The 15,464-nt window shown below is 39.9% G+C and carries 13 protein-coding genes; all 13 read right to left on the bottom strand.

The genetic code is table 11. The features are described from left to right. Positions 1–6: 6 nt before the first annotated feature. The 13 genes from PHT93_RS03475 to PHT93_RS03415 all read right to left on the bottom strand — a co-directional run bounded on the left by PHT93_RS03475 (position 7) and on the right by PHT93_RS03415 (position 15,417). Complete coding sequence (locus PHT93_RS03475; RefSeq protein ID WP_363318618.1) at positions 7–1,089, bottom strand: AMP-binding protein; 1,083 nt, start codon at positions 1,087–1,089, stop codon at positions 7–9. Continuing rightward, on the bottom strand, positions 1,038–2,093 hold the full coding sequence (locus tag PHT93_RS03470; RefSeq protein ID WP_300239506.1) for an o-succinylbenzoate synthase: 1,056 nt from the start codon (positions 2,091–2,093) through the stop codon (positions 1,038–1,040). The genes PHT93_RS03475 and PHT93_RS03470 overlap by 52 nt, the downstream gene beginning before the upstream one ends. Before the next feature lie 12 nt (positions 2,094–2,105). Then, a complete protein-coding gene (gene menB, locus PHT93_RS03465; RefSeq protein WP_300239571.1) occupies positions 2,106–2,930 on the bottom strand; it encodes a 1,4-dihydroxy-2-naphthoyl-CoA synthase in 825 nt (274 codons plus the stop codon). Further along, positions 2,927–4,591, bottom strand: a complete 1,665-nt coding sequence (menD, locus tag PHT93_RS03460) for a 2-succinyl-5-enolpyruvyl-6-hydroxy-3-cyclohexene-1-carboxylic-acid synthase (RefSeq protein WP_300239504.1) — start codon at positions 4,589–4,591, stop codon at positions 2,927–2,929. The genes menB and menD overlap by 4 nt, the downstream gene beginning before the upstream one ends. Positions 4,592–4,598: 7 nt before the next feature. Beyond that, positions 4,599–5,678, bottom strand: a complete 1,080-nt coding sequence (locus PHT93_RS03455; RefSeq protein ID WP_300239502.1) for an isochorismate synthase — start codon at positions 5,676–5,678, stop codon at positions 4,599–4,601. Further along, positions 5,675–6,907: a Cof-type HAD-IIB family hydrolase gene (locus tag PHT93_RS03450; RefSeq protein WP_300239500.1), complete on the bottom strand. Its 1,233-nt coding sequence runs from the start codon at positions 6,905–6,907 to the stop codon at positions 5,675–5,677. The genes PHT93_RS03455 and PHT93_RS03450 overlap by 4 nt, the downstream gene beginning before the upstream one ends. Positions 6,908–7,315: 408 nt before the next feature. Then, on the bottom strand, positions 7,316–8,257 hold the full coding sequence (mdh, locus tag PHT93_RS03445) for a malate dehydrogenase (protein WP_300239497.1): 942 nt from the start codon (positions 8,255–8,257) through the stop codon (positions 7,316–7,318). A 149-nt stretch (positions 8,258–8,406) separates the two neighbouring features. After that, on the bottom strand, positions 8,407–9,588 hold the full coding sequence (locus tag PHT93_RS03440) for a class I SAM-dependent rRNA methyltransferase (RefSeq protein ID WP_300239494.1): 1,182 nt from the start codon (positions 9,586–9,588) through the stop codon (positions 8,407–8,409). Further along, complete coding sequence (locus tag PHT93_RS03435; protein ID WP_300239492.1) at positions 9,589–10,155, bottom strand: 3'-5' exonuclease; 567 nt, start codon at positions 10,153–10,155, stop codon at positions 9,589–9,591. It lies immediately after the preceding gene. 8 nt (positions 10,156–10,163) lie between these two features. Beyond that, complete coding sequence (locus tag PHT93_RS03430) at positions 10,164–10,712, bottom strand: DUF5063 domain-containing protein (RefSeq protein WP_300239490.1); 549 nt, start codon at positions 10,710–10,712, stop codon at positions 10,164–10,166. Positions 10,713–10,804: 92 nt separating this feature from the next. After that, complete coding sequence (locus PHT93_RS03425) at positions 10,805–11,401, bottom strand: hypothetical protein (RefSeq protein WP_300239488.1); 597 nt, start codon at positions 11,399–11,401, stop codon at positions 10,805–10,807. Positions 11,402–11,517: 116 nt separating this feature from the next. Further along, a complete protein-coding gene (locus tag PHT93_RS03420; RefSeq protein WP_300239485.1) occupies positions 11,518–12,828 on the bottom strand; it encodes a Na+/H+ antiporter NhaC family protein in 1,311 nt (436 codons plus the stop codon). 12 nt (positions 12,829–12,840) lie between these two features. Beyond that, positions 12,841–15,417, bottom strand: a complete 2,577-nt coding sequence (locus PHT93_RS03415; RefSeq protein WP_300239482.1) for a DUF5686 and carboxypeptidase-like regulatory domain-containing protein — start codon at positions 15,415–15,417, stop codon at positions 12,841–12,843. Positions 15,418–15,464 lie beyond the last annotated feature (47 nt).

Genomic DNA, 15,464 nt, shown 5'->3' with positions numbered 1-15,464 from the left:
TTTATACTAAATGTGTGTTAATGTACTGGCAGGACAGATTTGTTCTGCCAGTTTTTTTATCCTGATTCTGTCTGGTTTACCATTTCCTGTTTGAGGAATACGCGCTACCTGAAAAATGCCGAGCGGTTGTTTGTGCCGCGAGAGTAGTTGACGTATGGCGTTCTTTATACTTTCTTTCTCTATATCGGATTCGACTAATAAGACAATGGCTTCTCCTAATTTAGGGTGGGGAACAGAGGTTATAGCGAATAGAGAAACGATATGAGGTTTCAGAAGCTGTTCTACCTCTTCTATCTGTACTTTTATGCCTCCTGTATTGATCACATTGTCTTTTCTGCCGAGAATACGAAAACTTCCGTCTGTTCTTAATTCGGCAATATCATTGGTTATTAGTGGTTCGTCCGAAACAAGCGGAGCATCGATAACTAAGGTGTTCTCTTCAGAAAGACTAAGTTTTACTGTTGGTAATGGCGTATAATAGGGGCTTGCATTTATTCCGTTTAGTCTGCGCAGAGCGATATGCGAAAGCGTTTCCGTCATTCCATAAGTTGAATAAATCGCATTCGGAAAGTCGGCTAATTCTTTTTCCATAGCTTCATCCATAGCTCCTCCTCCTATGATAAGATGTTTTATTTCGGATAACTTTTTACGTTCTTCCGGTATTTGTAAGGAGTTATATACCTGCAGGGGAATCATGGCGGCAAAATCGAAAACTATGTCTGTGTCGGCCAACGGATGTCCGCATGGTTCTACGGGATAAAGATCGAGTCCGGCATACAGGGCGCGAACCACAACCATTTTTCCGGCTATGTATTCTAAAGGTAAGCACAACAAAGCTTTATCATTTTCTTTCAATCCCAGAAAACCGCAAGTCATCCTGGCACTTTCAATCATCTGTGTTTTACGGGCAGTTATTTCCTTAGGTGCTCCTGTAGAACCCGACGTATGTATCCGGATTGTGGGAGAATCGGAAAACCAATCTTTGAGAAACTGATATAACTGACGTGTAAAAGAAGAAATCATGCCCAATACATTAATTAAGATTGAAGTGCGGTTATGTCGGGAAAAGAACCTTCCGGATTCAACCATAACCTGTCTTTTTCTATGGCTAACGGCATTGCTATATTATTGGTGTATAACATACCCGTTCCCAATCCCTGAGGTAAAGAGTTATTGAAGGTGGCGCACCATTGAGCAATACAATTCAGTCCGATATTTGATTCCAGAGCAGAAGTAACCCACCAGTCTATACTTAGTTCACGCGCTAATTCAATCCATTCCGATGCTCCTGTCAAACCACCATGCAAAGACGGTTTCAGAATAATATACTGCGGACGTATCGTTTCCAGCAAAAGTTTTTTCTGAACCGGGTTGTTTATTCCGATCAACTCTTCATCCAAAGCAATAGGCAAGGGGGTAGAAGAGGTTAGTTTAGCCATTTCCGTCCATTGACCGGCCTTGATAGGTTGTTCGATAGAATGAATATCCAACTCGGCTAATTGCCCTAATTTAGTCAACGCGTGTTCATTCGAAAAGTTGCCGTTCGCATCCACCCGGATTGTTATTTCATCTGCCGGATAATGAAGGCGAATAAAACGCAACAAAGCAAGCTCCTTCTCAAAATCAATCGCTCCGATCTTGAGTTTGATACACCGGAAGCCTTGTTTTAGTTTGGTTTCAATCTGTTGAAGCATGTTTTCATAATCAGACATCCAGATCAGTCCGTTGATAGGTATGCCTTCTTCATGACGGCTGAATGCCGTGTCCCACAAGCGCCATTTCCCCCGTCTGTAATGCTGCATGGCTGTTTCCATGCCAAATAAGATAGAAGGATAGTTGCGGAGTAATTCTGTATTAACGGTCTGACTATCTTCCGTTAGTTTACAAAAAGACGCTAATTCTTCTATATAGTTGGCGGTATAATCACAACTGAGATCATGTAAAGGAGCACATTCGCCAATCCCATAATGGGAACTGTCGTCTTTGTCAATAAAGACGACATACCAAACCTTATGTTTCGTATAGACACCTCTTGACGTACCTGCCGGTTGTTTGAAGTGAAGCGTGTATGGGATGAGCTTTATCTGAAACACTGGCTGACAGATTTAGGGAAGTTTAGGAAACTGCTTAAAGTTCGGTTTCCGTTTTTCTAAAAACGCATTTTTACCTTCCTGAGCTTCTTCAGTGAGGTAATAAAGCATGGTTGCGTCTCCCGCCAATTCTTGTATTCCAGCTTGTCCGTCTAACTCAGCATTCAGGCCTGCCTTGATCATGCGAAGAGCTAAAGGGCTATGTTGCATCATTGTCTCCGCCCAGTCAACTACTTCGTCCTCCAACTGTTCAAACGGAACCACCTTGTTTACTAATCCCATTTCCAATGCTTCCTGAGCATTATACTGGCGACACAAGAACCAGATCTCGCGCGCTTTCTTTTGTCCGACTACACGTGCCAGATAAGACGAACCAAACCCTGCATCGAAACTTCCTACACGTGGTCCTGTTTGACCGAATATCGCATTTTCGGAAGCAATCGATAAGTCACAAACCACATGCAGTACATGACCGCCCCCGATTGCGTAACCATTTACCATTGCTACGACCGGCTTTGGGATAGAGCGAATCTGTTTTTGTACATCTAATACACTCAAACGAGGAACGCCGTCTTTTCCTATATAACCACCTTTTCCTTTAACATTCTGGTCGCCACCCGAACAAAAGGCTTTATCTCCTGCTCCTGTAATTACAACTACGCTAATCTCTGCTTCTTCGCGGCAAATACGTAACGCATCACTCATCTCACCGGTTGTTGTCGGAGTAAAAGCATTACGATAACGCGGACGATTAATCGTGATTCGTGCAATACCATTATAAAAGTCAAAAAGAATATCTTCGTATTCCTTAATTGTAGTCCATTCTCTGCTTGCCATTATTTTAGATTGTTTTTTTGTTGATGATAATATGCTCTTATTTGTTCCGCGTTTTCGGCCATAGAGGTGAAAACTTCCAACAGAATAGGTTGCTCTTTCACCGGAGTAAAGAAAACCGGCAGATGTTGTTCCAATTCTTTTTCGTTTTGCGCAGACAGATAAAGTATCCCTTGCTGCTCTGCCCATGCCTTAGCACTTGTCTGATGAGATGCCGCTATATGCTCCTCTAAGGCTTCGGACTTATTTAATCCCGGTAAAGTGTAGAATATTTCTCCACCGGCATTATTATTCAGTAATATGCGGAGATTGTTCCTTTTATGATTATTCCAAAGTCCGTTCATATCATAGAAAAAGCTCAAATCGCCAATTAAAAGAAAGGTCAGTTTCTCGGAAGATGCACTAAAACCGGCTGCCGTTGAAAGCGAGCCGTCAATACCGTTCGTTCCCCGATTACTAAATACGTCTATTTCAGTCGGCAGTTTAAACAGTTGAGCCAAGCGGATACTGTTGCTGTTTCCCAGTTGTAATACTGATTTTTGAGGAAGATGGCGCATAAAACGGCATACTACAGATAAATCAGAAAATCCGGTTTCCGGCTCGGAAATAGCGGAACAGGCCTCTTCCCAAAGCTCTTTAAAGTTGGACTGCTTTTTTTCTGCTTTATCAATCAGATAGTTCAGAAATGTTGTTTCATCACTTCGGATAATTTCTGAAACTTGCTGGAAAGTATCGACTACTGCTCCTGTAGGAGAGATATGCCAGTGCTCATGGATAGGGGCTGAGCGAAGAAATTGTTTCAATCGTTTCGAAACCACATGACCACCTAAAGAAATAACTAAGTCGGGCATCAGCCTGTCCCGTTTTTCTTCAGATACAGCATACAGCATTGTATCGAAAAGGTACATCTCATTTGGCGGGGTATTAGATAGTTGTTCCGATAGAACAACCACACCAAATTCCTCTTCCAGAATTTTCAGTTGTTCGGCTAACCCATTCTCCGGAGGAAGTTGGCCGACAATAATCATTCGTTTGTCGTAATTATTGAAACGACTCTCGTACGCATCCCTCTCATTATCCTGATAAGCGGCTGATGACTTTCGTATGATACGTACCTGAGGTAATTCTTCCGTTTCGAACCGGAACAACGGTTCCTCCAAAGGAATGTTGATATGCGTAGGTCCTTTTATTCCGTTATCCAAAGCAAGCACCGCTTCATTAATTAATCGGTTGCAATGCCACTCTTCTTCTTTATTACTTATTAGCGGAAGCTGAACCGAATGACGGGTAATTCTCCGGAATATGTTTATTTGCGGAATAGTTTGCCCGTCCATTTGTCCAAGCCATGCCTGAGGACGATCTGCAGTGATGACCAACAGCGGTAATTCCTGATAGAAGGCTTCAGCTACTGATGAACCCAAATTTAATACGGCTGTTCCCGAAGTACAACAGACGGCAACCGGTTTATTAATTGCCTGAATAACCCCGAGTGCAAAAAAGCCTGCGCTTCTTTCATCCACAATCGTGTAACACGTGAAATCGTTATCTGTGACAAAAGAATGGATAAGCGGGGAATTTCTTGAACCGGGAGATAATACGATATGAGTGATACCGTGCGCTTTAAGTAAGGCTACTAATTGTAAAACACTTCTTTTGTCTGAATACATGATTAAGCTATTTAAGTATCCCTAACATCGTTTGTAGTTTCTGTTCGGTTTCCTCCCATTCTTCCTCAGGTGATGAAGACGCGAGCAAACCTCCACCTGCAAACAAAGTAAGCGAACTTTTTTCAATCAACATACATCGTAGGTTTACATATATGTCTGTTTCGCCATCAATATCCAATAATCCCAGAAATCCCGAATAGTAGAGACGGTCGTATCCTTCATTTTTTTTAATAAATTGATAAGCCTCGTTTTTGGGAAGTCCTGATACTGCAGGGGTAGGGTGGAGTGTTCTTAATAAAGTTCCTAATGCATACGGTTCAGATAGCTGAAAACGAAAGTCTGTTCGTAAATGAGCGAGTTCTCCTGCTTTTATCGTGTAAGGTCCTTTTGTTTCCGGTATAATACCGAAAGAAGAAAGCTGATTGTGCAAATAAGATGAAACCACCTCCTGTTCTTCCAGATTTTTTTCATCCCACGAAATCTGTGTAGAATTCGGATAACGTGTACCGGCAAGTGCTATTGTTTTCCATACCTTCTTATCTTTCGAAAGTAAGACTTCCGGAGTGCTTCCTAACCATGTACCCGTTTGTGGGGTATGTAAAAGATAAACATAAGAATAGATATACTTTTCTGCCGCTTTAAAAAATGAACGTCCCGGAGAAAACGCTTTCTCTTTTTCTATTGTTTTAGTTCTCGACAAAACTAATTTCTTTATTTCTTCCTTCTTTAATGGAGAAACAAAGTGATCAAACAATTGGCCGTATTTAGTTTTATCAATACTATTATGAATACTATTCTGTTCACGATTTCTTTGCTCCTGTTCTTCTGGTTTTGTCAATACGGCCTTGTCTAAATCAAAACAATCAGGCTGTATCAAAAGCACAGGAGAACTTGCCGAAACCCGGAAAGGGGCAATCACAAATCCCTTTTTGTCGTTGAGCTCTTCAATGTTTTGAAAAACCTCAGGAGAACCGGTGGTTTGCATCAGAAAACGGGGAGAGGTTTCGCCCGGTAAACGGTAAATCACAAAACTTCTATTCTGCTCTATCAGAGTGTCTAAGATTTGATCTGCTTTTGTGATTGTCATCTCTTTTTAAGTACGCTGTTTACTACACGGATTGATGATACAAGCTTGTCGGTTGAAGTAAACACATCGACATTCCAGACGTGCGATGATCGTCCTTTATGAATAATTGTTCCAACGGCACGTACCGTATCTCCTTCATGGGCAGACGACATGTGATTGCCGCTCACCTGCATGCCGACAACAATCTCATCCGGCTCACAAATAATCATGGAGCCCAAGCCGGCTACTGTTTCTGCAAGTGCCAATGTAGCTCCTCCATGAAGAATTCCAAAAGGCTGACGTGTGCGTTTGTCCACAGGCATTGTCGCTTCGATACGTGTTGCAGATGCATAGGTATATTGTATTCCCAGATTTCCCATGAGAGCATGACGACTACCTGCATTTAGCTGATCCAAGGACACGTCGGTGGGGCGTACCTCCGCTATGATGAACTTTTGTACGGCCAATGCAACCCCATCTTTGTCATTTGTTTCAGTCACAAAATCCGCACATGCCTGAATTGAATCCTGAGCATTACCCATCGCAACACCCAAGCCGGCCACTTGAAGCATAGAAAAATCACGCCGGCCATCACCAATTGCCATCACTTCGTCTGCCGCAACGCCCAGTTTCTCGATCAGAACCCCCAACGTATTTCCCTTATCTATAAACTCCGGAACTACTTCAAGGAAAAATGGCTCCGAACGATACACATCCAATACTCCCGCCAAACGTTTACGCCAATGATCTTTTAATCCGACCAAAGCTTGTTCATCATCACTAACCAAAACACATTTACAAGGAGAGAAAACAGTCGCTTCAGAAAGATTTTCTACAGCTTCTATCTGCATGCCATTAAGCTTTGCTTCATCCTGAATATGTTTATTTTCCGGATTAGTGGTGATTAATTTATCCTTATAATAAGTGAAAAAGCCAAAGCCATTCTTTTGTGCTTTTTTCTCTAAATAAGGAAACATTTTAGGATCGATCCTTTTCTCAAATAATATCTGATCATTTTGTAAATCAATCACCTGACCTCCATTATAAGCAAGCGCATAACCACCATGATTTCTTAGTTCTAACTTCTCAATCAATGGTTGTAAACCAAAAGGAGAACGCCCTGAAGCCAAAACGATGCGCACGCCCATCTGTTGTACTTTAAGAAGCGTTGCTAATGTTTGTTTGGAAATTTCTTTATCACTATTAACTAATGTGCCATCTACATCGAGCACTAATAATTTATATTTCATACGAATCTCTTTTTAGTACCTACAAGAATCCTACAAATGTACAAATATTATCCTGTATTAATTATAGAGATCGACCGAAGCTGAAGTACTCTTCCCAGCTTCTAATTCTGCCTCCGTAAAGACATAGTATTTGATGAAAAAATATAAAGGATATAATTGGAAAAATATCCTTTATTTTTCCAATTATATCCTTTATATTTTTCGAGGTGATTTATTCATTGATTTTCAACGAATAAAAAATGCGGTTTTGAAGGGTTGGATTTGCGCATATTTGTTTCCTTCAACGGGTAGTTTATGAAAAAAAATCCTCCCTTGTTTTTCTTTTACCACAGTAAAAAACAAAGGAGGAATTTTAAAAATATCCAGTACGTCAAAAAATAATGACTACTGTTTTATTTCTGTAATGATTTAAAGAACGTTGATTTCTTTCAATACATCATTTGTCTTGCGAACAGCTTCTGCACTCTTAGTGAATAATGCTTTTTCGTCTGCATTCAGGTTAAGATCTACGATGCTTTCAACACCGTTTTTACCTAAGATTACAGGAACGCCGATACAGATGTCTGATTGGCCATATTCACCTTCTAAAGCAACTGAACAAGGAACAAGTTTCTTTTGGTTGTGAATGATTGATTCAACAACGTATGCTCCTGCTGCACCTGGCGCATACCAGGCAGAAGTTCCTAACAGGCCTGTAAGAGTAGCGCCACCAACCATAGTTGCTTTAACTACTTCTTCTAATTTTTCTGCACTTAACAATGTAGAAACAGGAGTTCCTTTGTATGTCGCTAAACGGGTCAAAGGAATCATTGTTGTGTCTCCATGACCACCGATAACAAGACCTTCTACTTCGTTAGCATTGCAACCTAATGCCTGTGACAGATAGTATTTGAAACGTGAACTATCCAAAGCACCACCCATACCGATGATACGGTTTTTAGGCAAACCTAAAGATTTAAGTGCTAAGTAAGTCATTGTGTCCATTGGGTTAGAAATAACCACAAGGATAGCATTTGGAGAATATTTCAACGCATTTTCTGCTACTGTCTTTACGATGCCTGCATTAACACCGATCAATTCTTCACGAGTCATTCCCGGTTTACGAGGAATACCTGAAGTGATAACAACAACATCAGAATTTGCTGTTTTTGCATAGTCGTTTGTGCAACCTACCAATGTAGAATCAAAACCTAACAATTGAGCAGTTTGCATCATATCCATTGCTTTACCTTCGGATACGCCTTCTTTCACATCAAGCATGATAACTTCATCTGCTACTTCATTAAATGCAAGAACATTTGCACATGTTGCACCTACGTTACCGGCGCCAACAACTGTTACTTTAGACATAATAATTCAATTTTTATATGTTACTGACTAATAATACTTCCATAATTAATCATGACAAAGGTACAATCCTATCATGTAATAAAGAAATTTTTCCGTAAATAAAAGAGGCTGTTATCTGTACTAAATTAGTTAAACTTTCTTTCCGTATATTATTCAACAAACAGAACGAGACCTTTCAGGTATTCACCTTCCGGATGATAGATATTTACCGGATGATCGGCCGGCTGTGTTAGTTGATGAAGGATACGCACGTTGCGACCGGATTGGGCGGCAGCACTAAAGACTGCTAATCTGAAATTTTCTTTGCTTACTACCTGCGAGCAAGAAAAGGTAAACAGGATTCCTCCCGGCTTGATCTTCTCAAAAGCTATGGCATTTAATTTGCGGTATCCTTGTAATGCATTGCGCAATACGTTTTTATGCTTGGCAAAAGCCGGAGGGTCAAGAATGATCAAATCATAATTATCTCCCATTTTGTCTAAGTATTTGAACGCGTCGTCTGCAAAAGCTTCGTGTCGTTCGTCTCCCGGAAAGTTTAACTCCACGTTTTGTTTTGTCAAAGAGATTGCTTTTGCGGAACTATCCACCGAATGAACTAAATTTGCTCCACCACGCATGGCGTAAAATGAGAATCCTCCGGTATAACAGAACATGTTTAAAACCGACCGACCGGTAGAGTAAAATTCAAGCAATGAACGATTCTCGCGTTGGTCAACAAAGAAGCCTGTCTTCTGTCCTTTTACCCAGTCCACATGAAACAGCAGTCCGTTCTCTATCGCCGTTTCAATCTCTTTACCATCATACAAGTAGCCGTCTTCATTTTCTAAATTAGCTTTGAATGGGAGGGTAGCATCCGATTTGTAATAAATATTGTTGATCTCTATAATTTCTGCATGTAGCGCATCCGCGATCTGTTTACGGGCAAGGTGCATGCCGACCGAGTGCGCCTGGATAACTGCTGTGTTGGCATATACATCTATTATGAGTCCCGGCAGACTGTCTCCTTCTCCGTGAATCAATCGATAAGTATTGTTGTTTTCTACGCCGGCAAGCTTTAGTGAGCGCCTTAGTTGGTAAGCTACGCGAATTCTCTCTTGCCAGAATGATGCATCAATTTCTATTGGTGTGAAAGAAAGTACTCTGACTGCTATACTTCCAATTTGATAATGCCCTACAGCCAGAAAATCTCCTGCGGCACTATATACATCTACTAATTCGCCTTCTTCCGGATTTCCTGCAATTTTATTTATTGCACCTGAAAAAACCCAGGGGTGAAATCTGCGTAACGATTCCTCTTTCTTCGGTTTAAGTAATACTCTACAATTGTTCATTTATTCTTTTATCAAAGTATTGTATATCTTCAAACAAGCTGATGCATCCAACGCTGCATATTTTTGTTGAGATTCTGTAAGATGATCTGCTTCCCAATTCGTGAGCCGTTGTCCTTTGGAGATTTTCTTGTTAAATAAAATCGCGTAGATCTTCTGTAAGCTTGCTTCTTTTATACCGTATTTACCTACCATCTCCTGAAGGTCGATAAAATTAGCCGGTTCTATATTGGTTCGTTTTCGCATAGCTCCAAAATCATCTCGTAGAGAGAGACCTATTTTAAGCGTTTTATCATCGATCAGAAAGTCTTTTAATTCTGTCGGGATGCCTACTTTATTCAGCCGGATAAGAAAGCATACATCATCTATCGCCAATTGCATCAGCGCCACTTTGTAAGTCTGTCCTTTTTTAAAACTCGGCCGTGTTTCGGTATCAAAACCTACCTTTTCAAAATTACGTAAATAAGTTACTGCTTTACTAAGATCTTCCTGAGTATCAACTACGATAATTCTTTTTGTATATTCTTCGACAGGTAGTTGGGCTATCTGATCCTTAGTTATTGTTTGCATATACTGCATTATTCTTGCTCCTCTTCGTTTGTGTCCGGTTCTAAAGACGCATTGTATCTTAATGAATGCATAGCTTTTAAGGCATTCAAAAGCGGTTGTCCCCAGAACTCAATGAAATTTGTACGGCAAACGGCCATCGCTTCCTGCATAATATCTTCGTTCCCTTGTCTGAAAAGAGATACAAAATTGCCAGTATCCTGATATACGTCTGCCAGGTTTTCTGAAATAAATGCGGCAATAGGAGCATCACTGTATTGCATGTCCGGATGAAAGGTATCCAAGTATGCATCATATTCGCCTAACAAGTCTGCTATGCGCTCTCTTACAGATTCATACATGTCTTCTGTTACCGTCAATTCTAATTCTATATCATCATCGCTTTCAATCTCCGGAAGTAAAGCAGCCTTGAGATATAATAAAGGCAATAATTTAGTTGCTTTATCAACAAAATCAAATAAACTTACCTCTTTTGTGTTTTCGATAAATGAACAAAATTCCAAAGCTACTGTGACAAATTCCAGCGTGTTGCGTTCATATATCGGACTATGTTCATTCATACACTATTGTCTTTGACTATTTTTGTTGACAAAAGTAGTAATATCTTGCGACTTACAGAAAGGATGTTCGTGATTACTTCCCGATAAACAGATTAATATGTCTTCCAGGCGGTAGCGTATTTTCTGTTTCTTTTCTTTGCCCGTTCGCTGGGCCAGAATATATAACGTAGAATATCCTCCATCGAAAATGCGTATCCGATACCGGCTAATGCTCCTCCGCGAGATTGCCCGTCTTTGATTTCCGGACTTAAATCTCCTGTATGCGCGGTAACATAAAATCCTTTGCTTCCGATTGATATTCTTTTCATGCTTATGTAATCTCTATTTTTCGACACATAAACCAAACTTTTTAATTGCGTACTGTCCGGTATATCATATAACATGAACACACCGGGAGGGAGGGAAGAGAGGTCTATTATTTCTGTATCTTCTTCCTCTGGTTGAATTCCTGTAAATTCTTTTAAAATAGGTAACTCGGAGGATGATTCAAGTAGTTGGGTATTGGGCTTGTCAGACCTGATTAGGCGTCCTTCTTCAATGGCTCGTTTTGTTTCGGGGTTTAACTCTATTTTTATTTTGCCCGACTTTACTCCTTCAATCCATAGAGAGTCTTCTTTTGATAACTGCGCACTTATATTTGCAGCCAAAAGAAAACAGGATACGAGAAGAAGTAGTTTGCGAATAATCATTGAATTCTATGTTTATTCTTCAAAAATAGATGAAAACAGACAGGAAGAATGGTTTTTGATAGTAATAATGAGGAAGATTAACGCTTTTTTGACAATATTAAAGAGAATCAACCTTTTTATATAGTTGCTTTAGAGGTTTTAGGAAATCCCAACAAAATAGCAAAAGCTCCTCCGACACCTAAAAGGTAAGGATAATAGAGGTAGGGCATAATCTCTAAGGGGGATACTTCTCCTAAACCGGAGGCAATAAGAAGTTGTGCGCCATAAGGGATGAACCCTTGTACTGCACAGGAAAAAATGTCTATCAGACTTGCACTCCGACGAGGATCTACATCAAATTTCGTAGCAATGTTCTTTGCTATCGGTCCGGCAATAATTAATGCAATTGTATTATTCGCTGTACAGAAATTTGCAAATGCTGTAAATGCAGCCATGCTTGTTTCAGCTCCTTTTCGTCCGTGTATATGGGATGTGAGTTTTAATATTAGCCAATCTATTCCTCCGTTAAACCGAATCATTTCCAGCATTCCTCCAGCCAAAATCGTAACAATGATCAATTCTCCCATGCCTGTGATTCCTTTTCCCATAGAAATAGTCCAATCCCATAAACCTATATGTCCGGTTATTAATCCTGTAATTCCTGAAAGAATAATACCAATAACCAAGACGAAGGTTACGTTTACGCCTAATACGGCAATAACAAGTACTATAAGATAAGGTATTACATTAACCCATTCAACTACTTCGGGTTGGTAGGCTTCTCTTACTTCATTCCCCAAAAAAATGTATAATAATAACGTAAGAATAGCTATGGGGGCAACAATTCTGATGTTTAGTTTAAATTTATCGGACATGTCACAACCTTGCGTACGGGTAACAATTATAGTTGTATCTGAAATAAATGATAAATTGTCTCCAAACATAGCTCCGCCAACAACAGATGCTAACATCATTTCTGTAGGAATACCCGTTTTTGTAGCTATGCCGACAATGACAGGAGATAAAGCTACGATTGTTCCGACGGATGTGCCAATAGCAATAGAAATGAGACAACCCGCAATAAAAATACCCGCTACAAGAAGATTACCGGGGATAACGGATAATGTCAGATTTACAGCCGCATCTATGGCTCCTGTTGCTTTTGTTGTTTCAGCAAAAGCACCTGCTAAAACGAAAATGACAACCATGAGCATAATATTGCTGTCTCCGGCTCCGCGGCAAAACTGCTCCATCCGGTTTGCGATCTTGCCTCCTTTAGATATGCCGATAGCCACAATTGAAGCAATGACAAAAGCTACGGATATCGGCATTTTATAAAAATCTCCAGCGATTATGGAAACGACAAGGTAGGATATAAGAAATATCCCTAATGGCAGAAGTGCCCAAGGATTTGGAGCTCTGTTGGGATTGAAATCAGAAGAGGTCATGCGTTGTTTTTATTAGAAGGAAAAGCGTAATGCTATGCGTATCCCTCCTTTTTTAATATCGGGATTATTCAAATAATTCAGTCTTCTATAGTAATCGATACGTAATATCTTAAATATATTCTCTAAACCAAAGCTGACTTCCATGTAAGGCGTTTTTCCTATTGGTTGCGAGCCGTCAGGGAATAGGAACAAATTATTACTATACATCGGATTGTTCTTGTTCGACAAACTTCCATAGACACCATTGAACGAAACAACTTCACGCAGGCGGAGCCAGTTTATTCCCGGAATACGATTGAGTATCCACCCCTTGAGATAATACGTTGCGCTAAGCGATACATATTGGTCGGTCAGAAATTCCATCGGATTCATCATATGAAAAGCTTCCGGCTGTATAGTGATAGACTGGTTGGTATTTGGCATAATAAGTAGCGGGAAAGGTACTTTGTCCCATATCTTCCCTGCCTTAATCTGTGTGTCTATATGTCCGAAAGAAGATAACCAGATACGCTTTTCAGCACTTGCTTCTGTTCTGTTGAATTTGTATTCACCACCTAATATATCAGTTCCCAGTTGGTGTGATAATCTGAATATCGGTGCATCTTTTGCTAAGTTAAAGACTGATTCTTTTCCTGCACGTCCCGAATAAGCTTTCTCTCCCGGAGCAAATCGAAGTTGTAACCCGAACTCCGATGTTGTTATGTCGTTAATACGGAACAAAGAACCATTTTCATCCCGTTGAATATAGTTTAGTGTTCCGGCGGCTTCTGAATTTTGATTTTTATACCACGATGTTAACGTGAGCCCGTTAAGCCACTCTTTCTGGTATTGGAGTTCAGACTTCCTGATATAGTTCATTTTAGTTATCGGAGCGCCGACTTTTAAGGCTACGAATACGTTATCTTTTGATGTAAATAAGAAGTCTTGCCCAGGAGTATATAGATCATATTCCTGTATCAATGAAAGATTATTTACAGGATTCTCCCCTTCATGATATTTCTTCTCATTAAAACTGTATGTGAGTTTGGTGTTGTATTTAAACTTCCGGTCATTCATTCCATAAGCAAGATAACCGCTGGCAAACCAATGAGGGGTAAGATTTGCGGTTGTCATACCTCCAACCCGAACGCGTAATCCTTCTAATTTATTGGAACTTAATATCGTATTCATAGGACCAAAGTCAAAATCACTTGTGCTTCGATCCCTACCTGTTGGAACATAGCCGGAGATTAATATCTCAGCAGTTTTTATCAATACATTAAATACCGGTATTTTTCGTAGTTCTGCCAACAGATCGTCTAATGCGCTTTCCTTTTCTTTTAAAGGTACATGCCTCTTGTTTATCCAGAATGTATCCGGACGTGCATCTGCCATCTTCTCAATATGTATAGGTCCCATCTGATTGAATATGGAATCGGCCTTCGGTATATCGAATTGATACTGATTATAGGTTCTCAACTGATGGGCATAGAATTGCTGAGATCCTTTTACAATATAGAAATTAATGTATGTATTCTCGCTGTCAACTACCCACGTGCTGTCGGGCATTTGCTTGAATTGTTGTTCAATGCGAAGTCTGTCAACGAAATTAAGATTTATATTATGAGGTACATTAAGCAGGAATTTCTTTAAAGAATAGTTGCCGTCTAATGTAATATATAGCCTTCCTGTGAAGCCGTAACTCTGACTGTTGACCGGAACAAAGGCCAGGTCAACACATTTGTCTCCACCGATATCAAGCGTATCCATGATGTAATATTGATAATAGCTTACCGCTAAGGTGGAAGAAAGCGGGCTTACAAATCGATTCAATAATATATTGATGTTGTTATCAAATATGTTAATGCTTTGAAATATCTCCTCAAGGTTGGATGTTATTCCTCCTTCATCGATTGTCTCGTCTATTCCCTGGAGTCTCTTTCCTTTTATAAATGTCTTGTTTGATTTCGGATGTTTGCGATAATATTGATCTGCTAATGTTTCTCTGATGGATACTGTTAGAATCGGTTTGCCGTCGAATTCAGAAGTATCTAAGTAATTTTTGATAAACTTCAGCTTCTTCATGAAGGCATTCTTTTCGAAATCAGGGTTGAAATTGTCAAAAGAAATACTGAGTTTTTCGTATGTTTCAACCTGATATTGATCTTTTGCTTCGATTCTGTTCTCGTCTTTACGCTCAATTACTTTCTTAATTAGTTCAACAGCCGGATTGTCCTTTCGGGAGTATTTCTCTCTCTTCGGCTTTACTACTACTTCGGAAATCTGAAACGATGTAGAAGACAACAAAATGACCAATCCTTCGTTTTTACTCCCTTGTTTCAGTGGAATCCTTTTGGTGTCGTATCCTAAAGAACTAACCACAAGTTTGGTAAACCCACTGTTGTTCTGAAGAGTGAATTTACCCGCATCATCTGTCATTGCTCCGATCGTTGAATTCTCGAAAATTACAGAAACATAAGATAGCGGTTCTCCTGAAATTGAATCTTTTACAATGCCTGATGCAGAAGTAATATTCTGCGCATGAGAAAGCAAAGTCCCGAATATGACAAAAAGAAACAGGATAGATATATTGCGGATTATTTTGATCATCTAAATTTGAACTGTTGCAATTGTAAAAAATATGACTGCAAAGGTAC

This window comes from Massilibacteroides sp. (assembly GCF_028705895.1).
In the GTDB taxonomy this organism is placed as follows: Bacteria; Bacteroidota; Bacteroidia; order Bacteroidales; family Tannerellaceae; genus Massilibacteroides.
This window is presented reverse-complemented; position numbering and strand designations above follow the sequence as displayed.

What these genes read in the sequence shown, in the direction of transcription:
- PHT93_RS03475 (WP_363318618.1), bottom strand. Translation starts at nt 1,089, where the DNA reads ATGGTTGAATCCGGAAGGTTCTTTTCCCGACATAACCGCACTTCAATC.
- menD (WP_300239504.1), bottom strand. Translation starts at nt 4,591, where the DNA reads ATGTATTCAGACAAAAGAAGTGTTTTACAATTAGTAGCCTTACTTAAA.
- PHT93_RS03455 (WP_300239502.1), bottom strand. Translation starts at nt 5,678, where the DNA reads ATGACAATCACAAAAGCAGATCAAATCTTAGACACTCTGATAGAGCAG.
- PHT93_RS03450 (WP_300239500.1), bottom strand. Translation starts at nt 6,907, where the DNA reads ATGAAATATAAATTATTAGTGCTCGATGTAGATGGCACATTAGTTAAT.
- mdh (WP_300239497.1), bottom strand. Translation starts at nt 8,257, where the DNA reads ATGTCTAAAGTAACAGTTGTTGGCGCCGGTAACGTAGGTGCAACATGT.
- PHT93_RS03440 (WP_300239494.1), bottom strand. Translation starts at nt 9,588, where the DNA reads ATGAACAATTGTAGAGTATTACTTAAACCGAAGAAAGAGGAATCGTTA.
- PHT93_RS03435 (WP_300239492.1), bottom strand. Translation starts at nt 10,155, where the DNA reads ATGCAAACAATAACTAAGGATCAGATAGCCCAACTACCTGTCGAAGAA.
- PHT93_RS03430 (WP_300239490.1), bottom strand. Translation starts at nt 10,712, where the DNA reads ATGAATGAACATAGTCCGATATATGAACGCAACACGCTGGAATTTGTC.
- PHT93_RS03425 (WP_300239488.1), bottom strand. Translation starts at nt 11,401, where the DNA reads ATGATTATTCGCAAACTACTTCTTCTCGTATCCTGTTTTCTTTTGGCT.
- PHT93_RS03420 (WP_300239485.1), bottom strand. Translation starts at nt 12,828, where the DNA reads ATGACCTCTTCTGATTTCAATCCCAACAGAGCTCCAAATCCTTGGGCA.
- PHT93_RS03415 (WP_300239482.1), bottom strand. Translation starts at nt 15,417, where the DNA reads ATGATCAAAATAATCCGCAATATATCTATCCTGTTTCTTTTTGTCATA.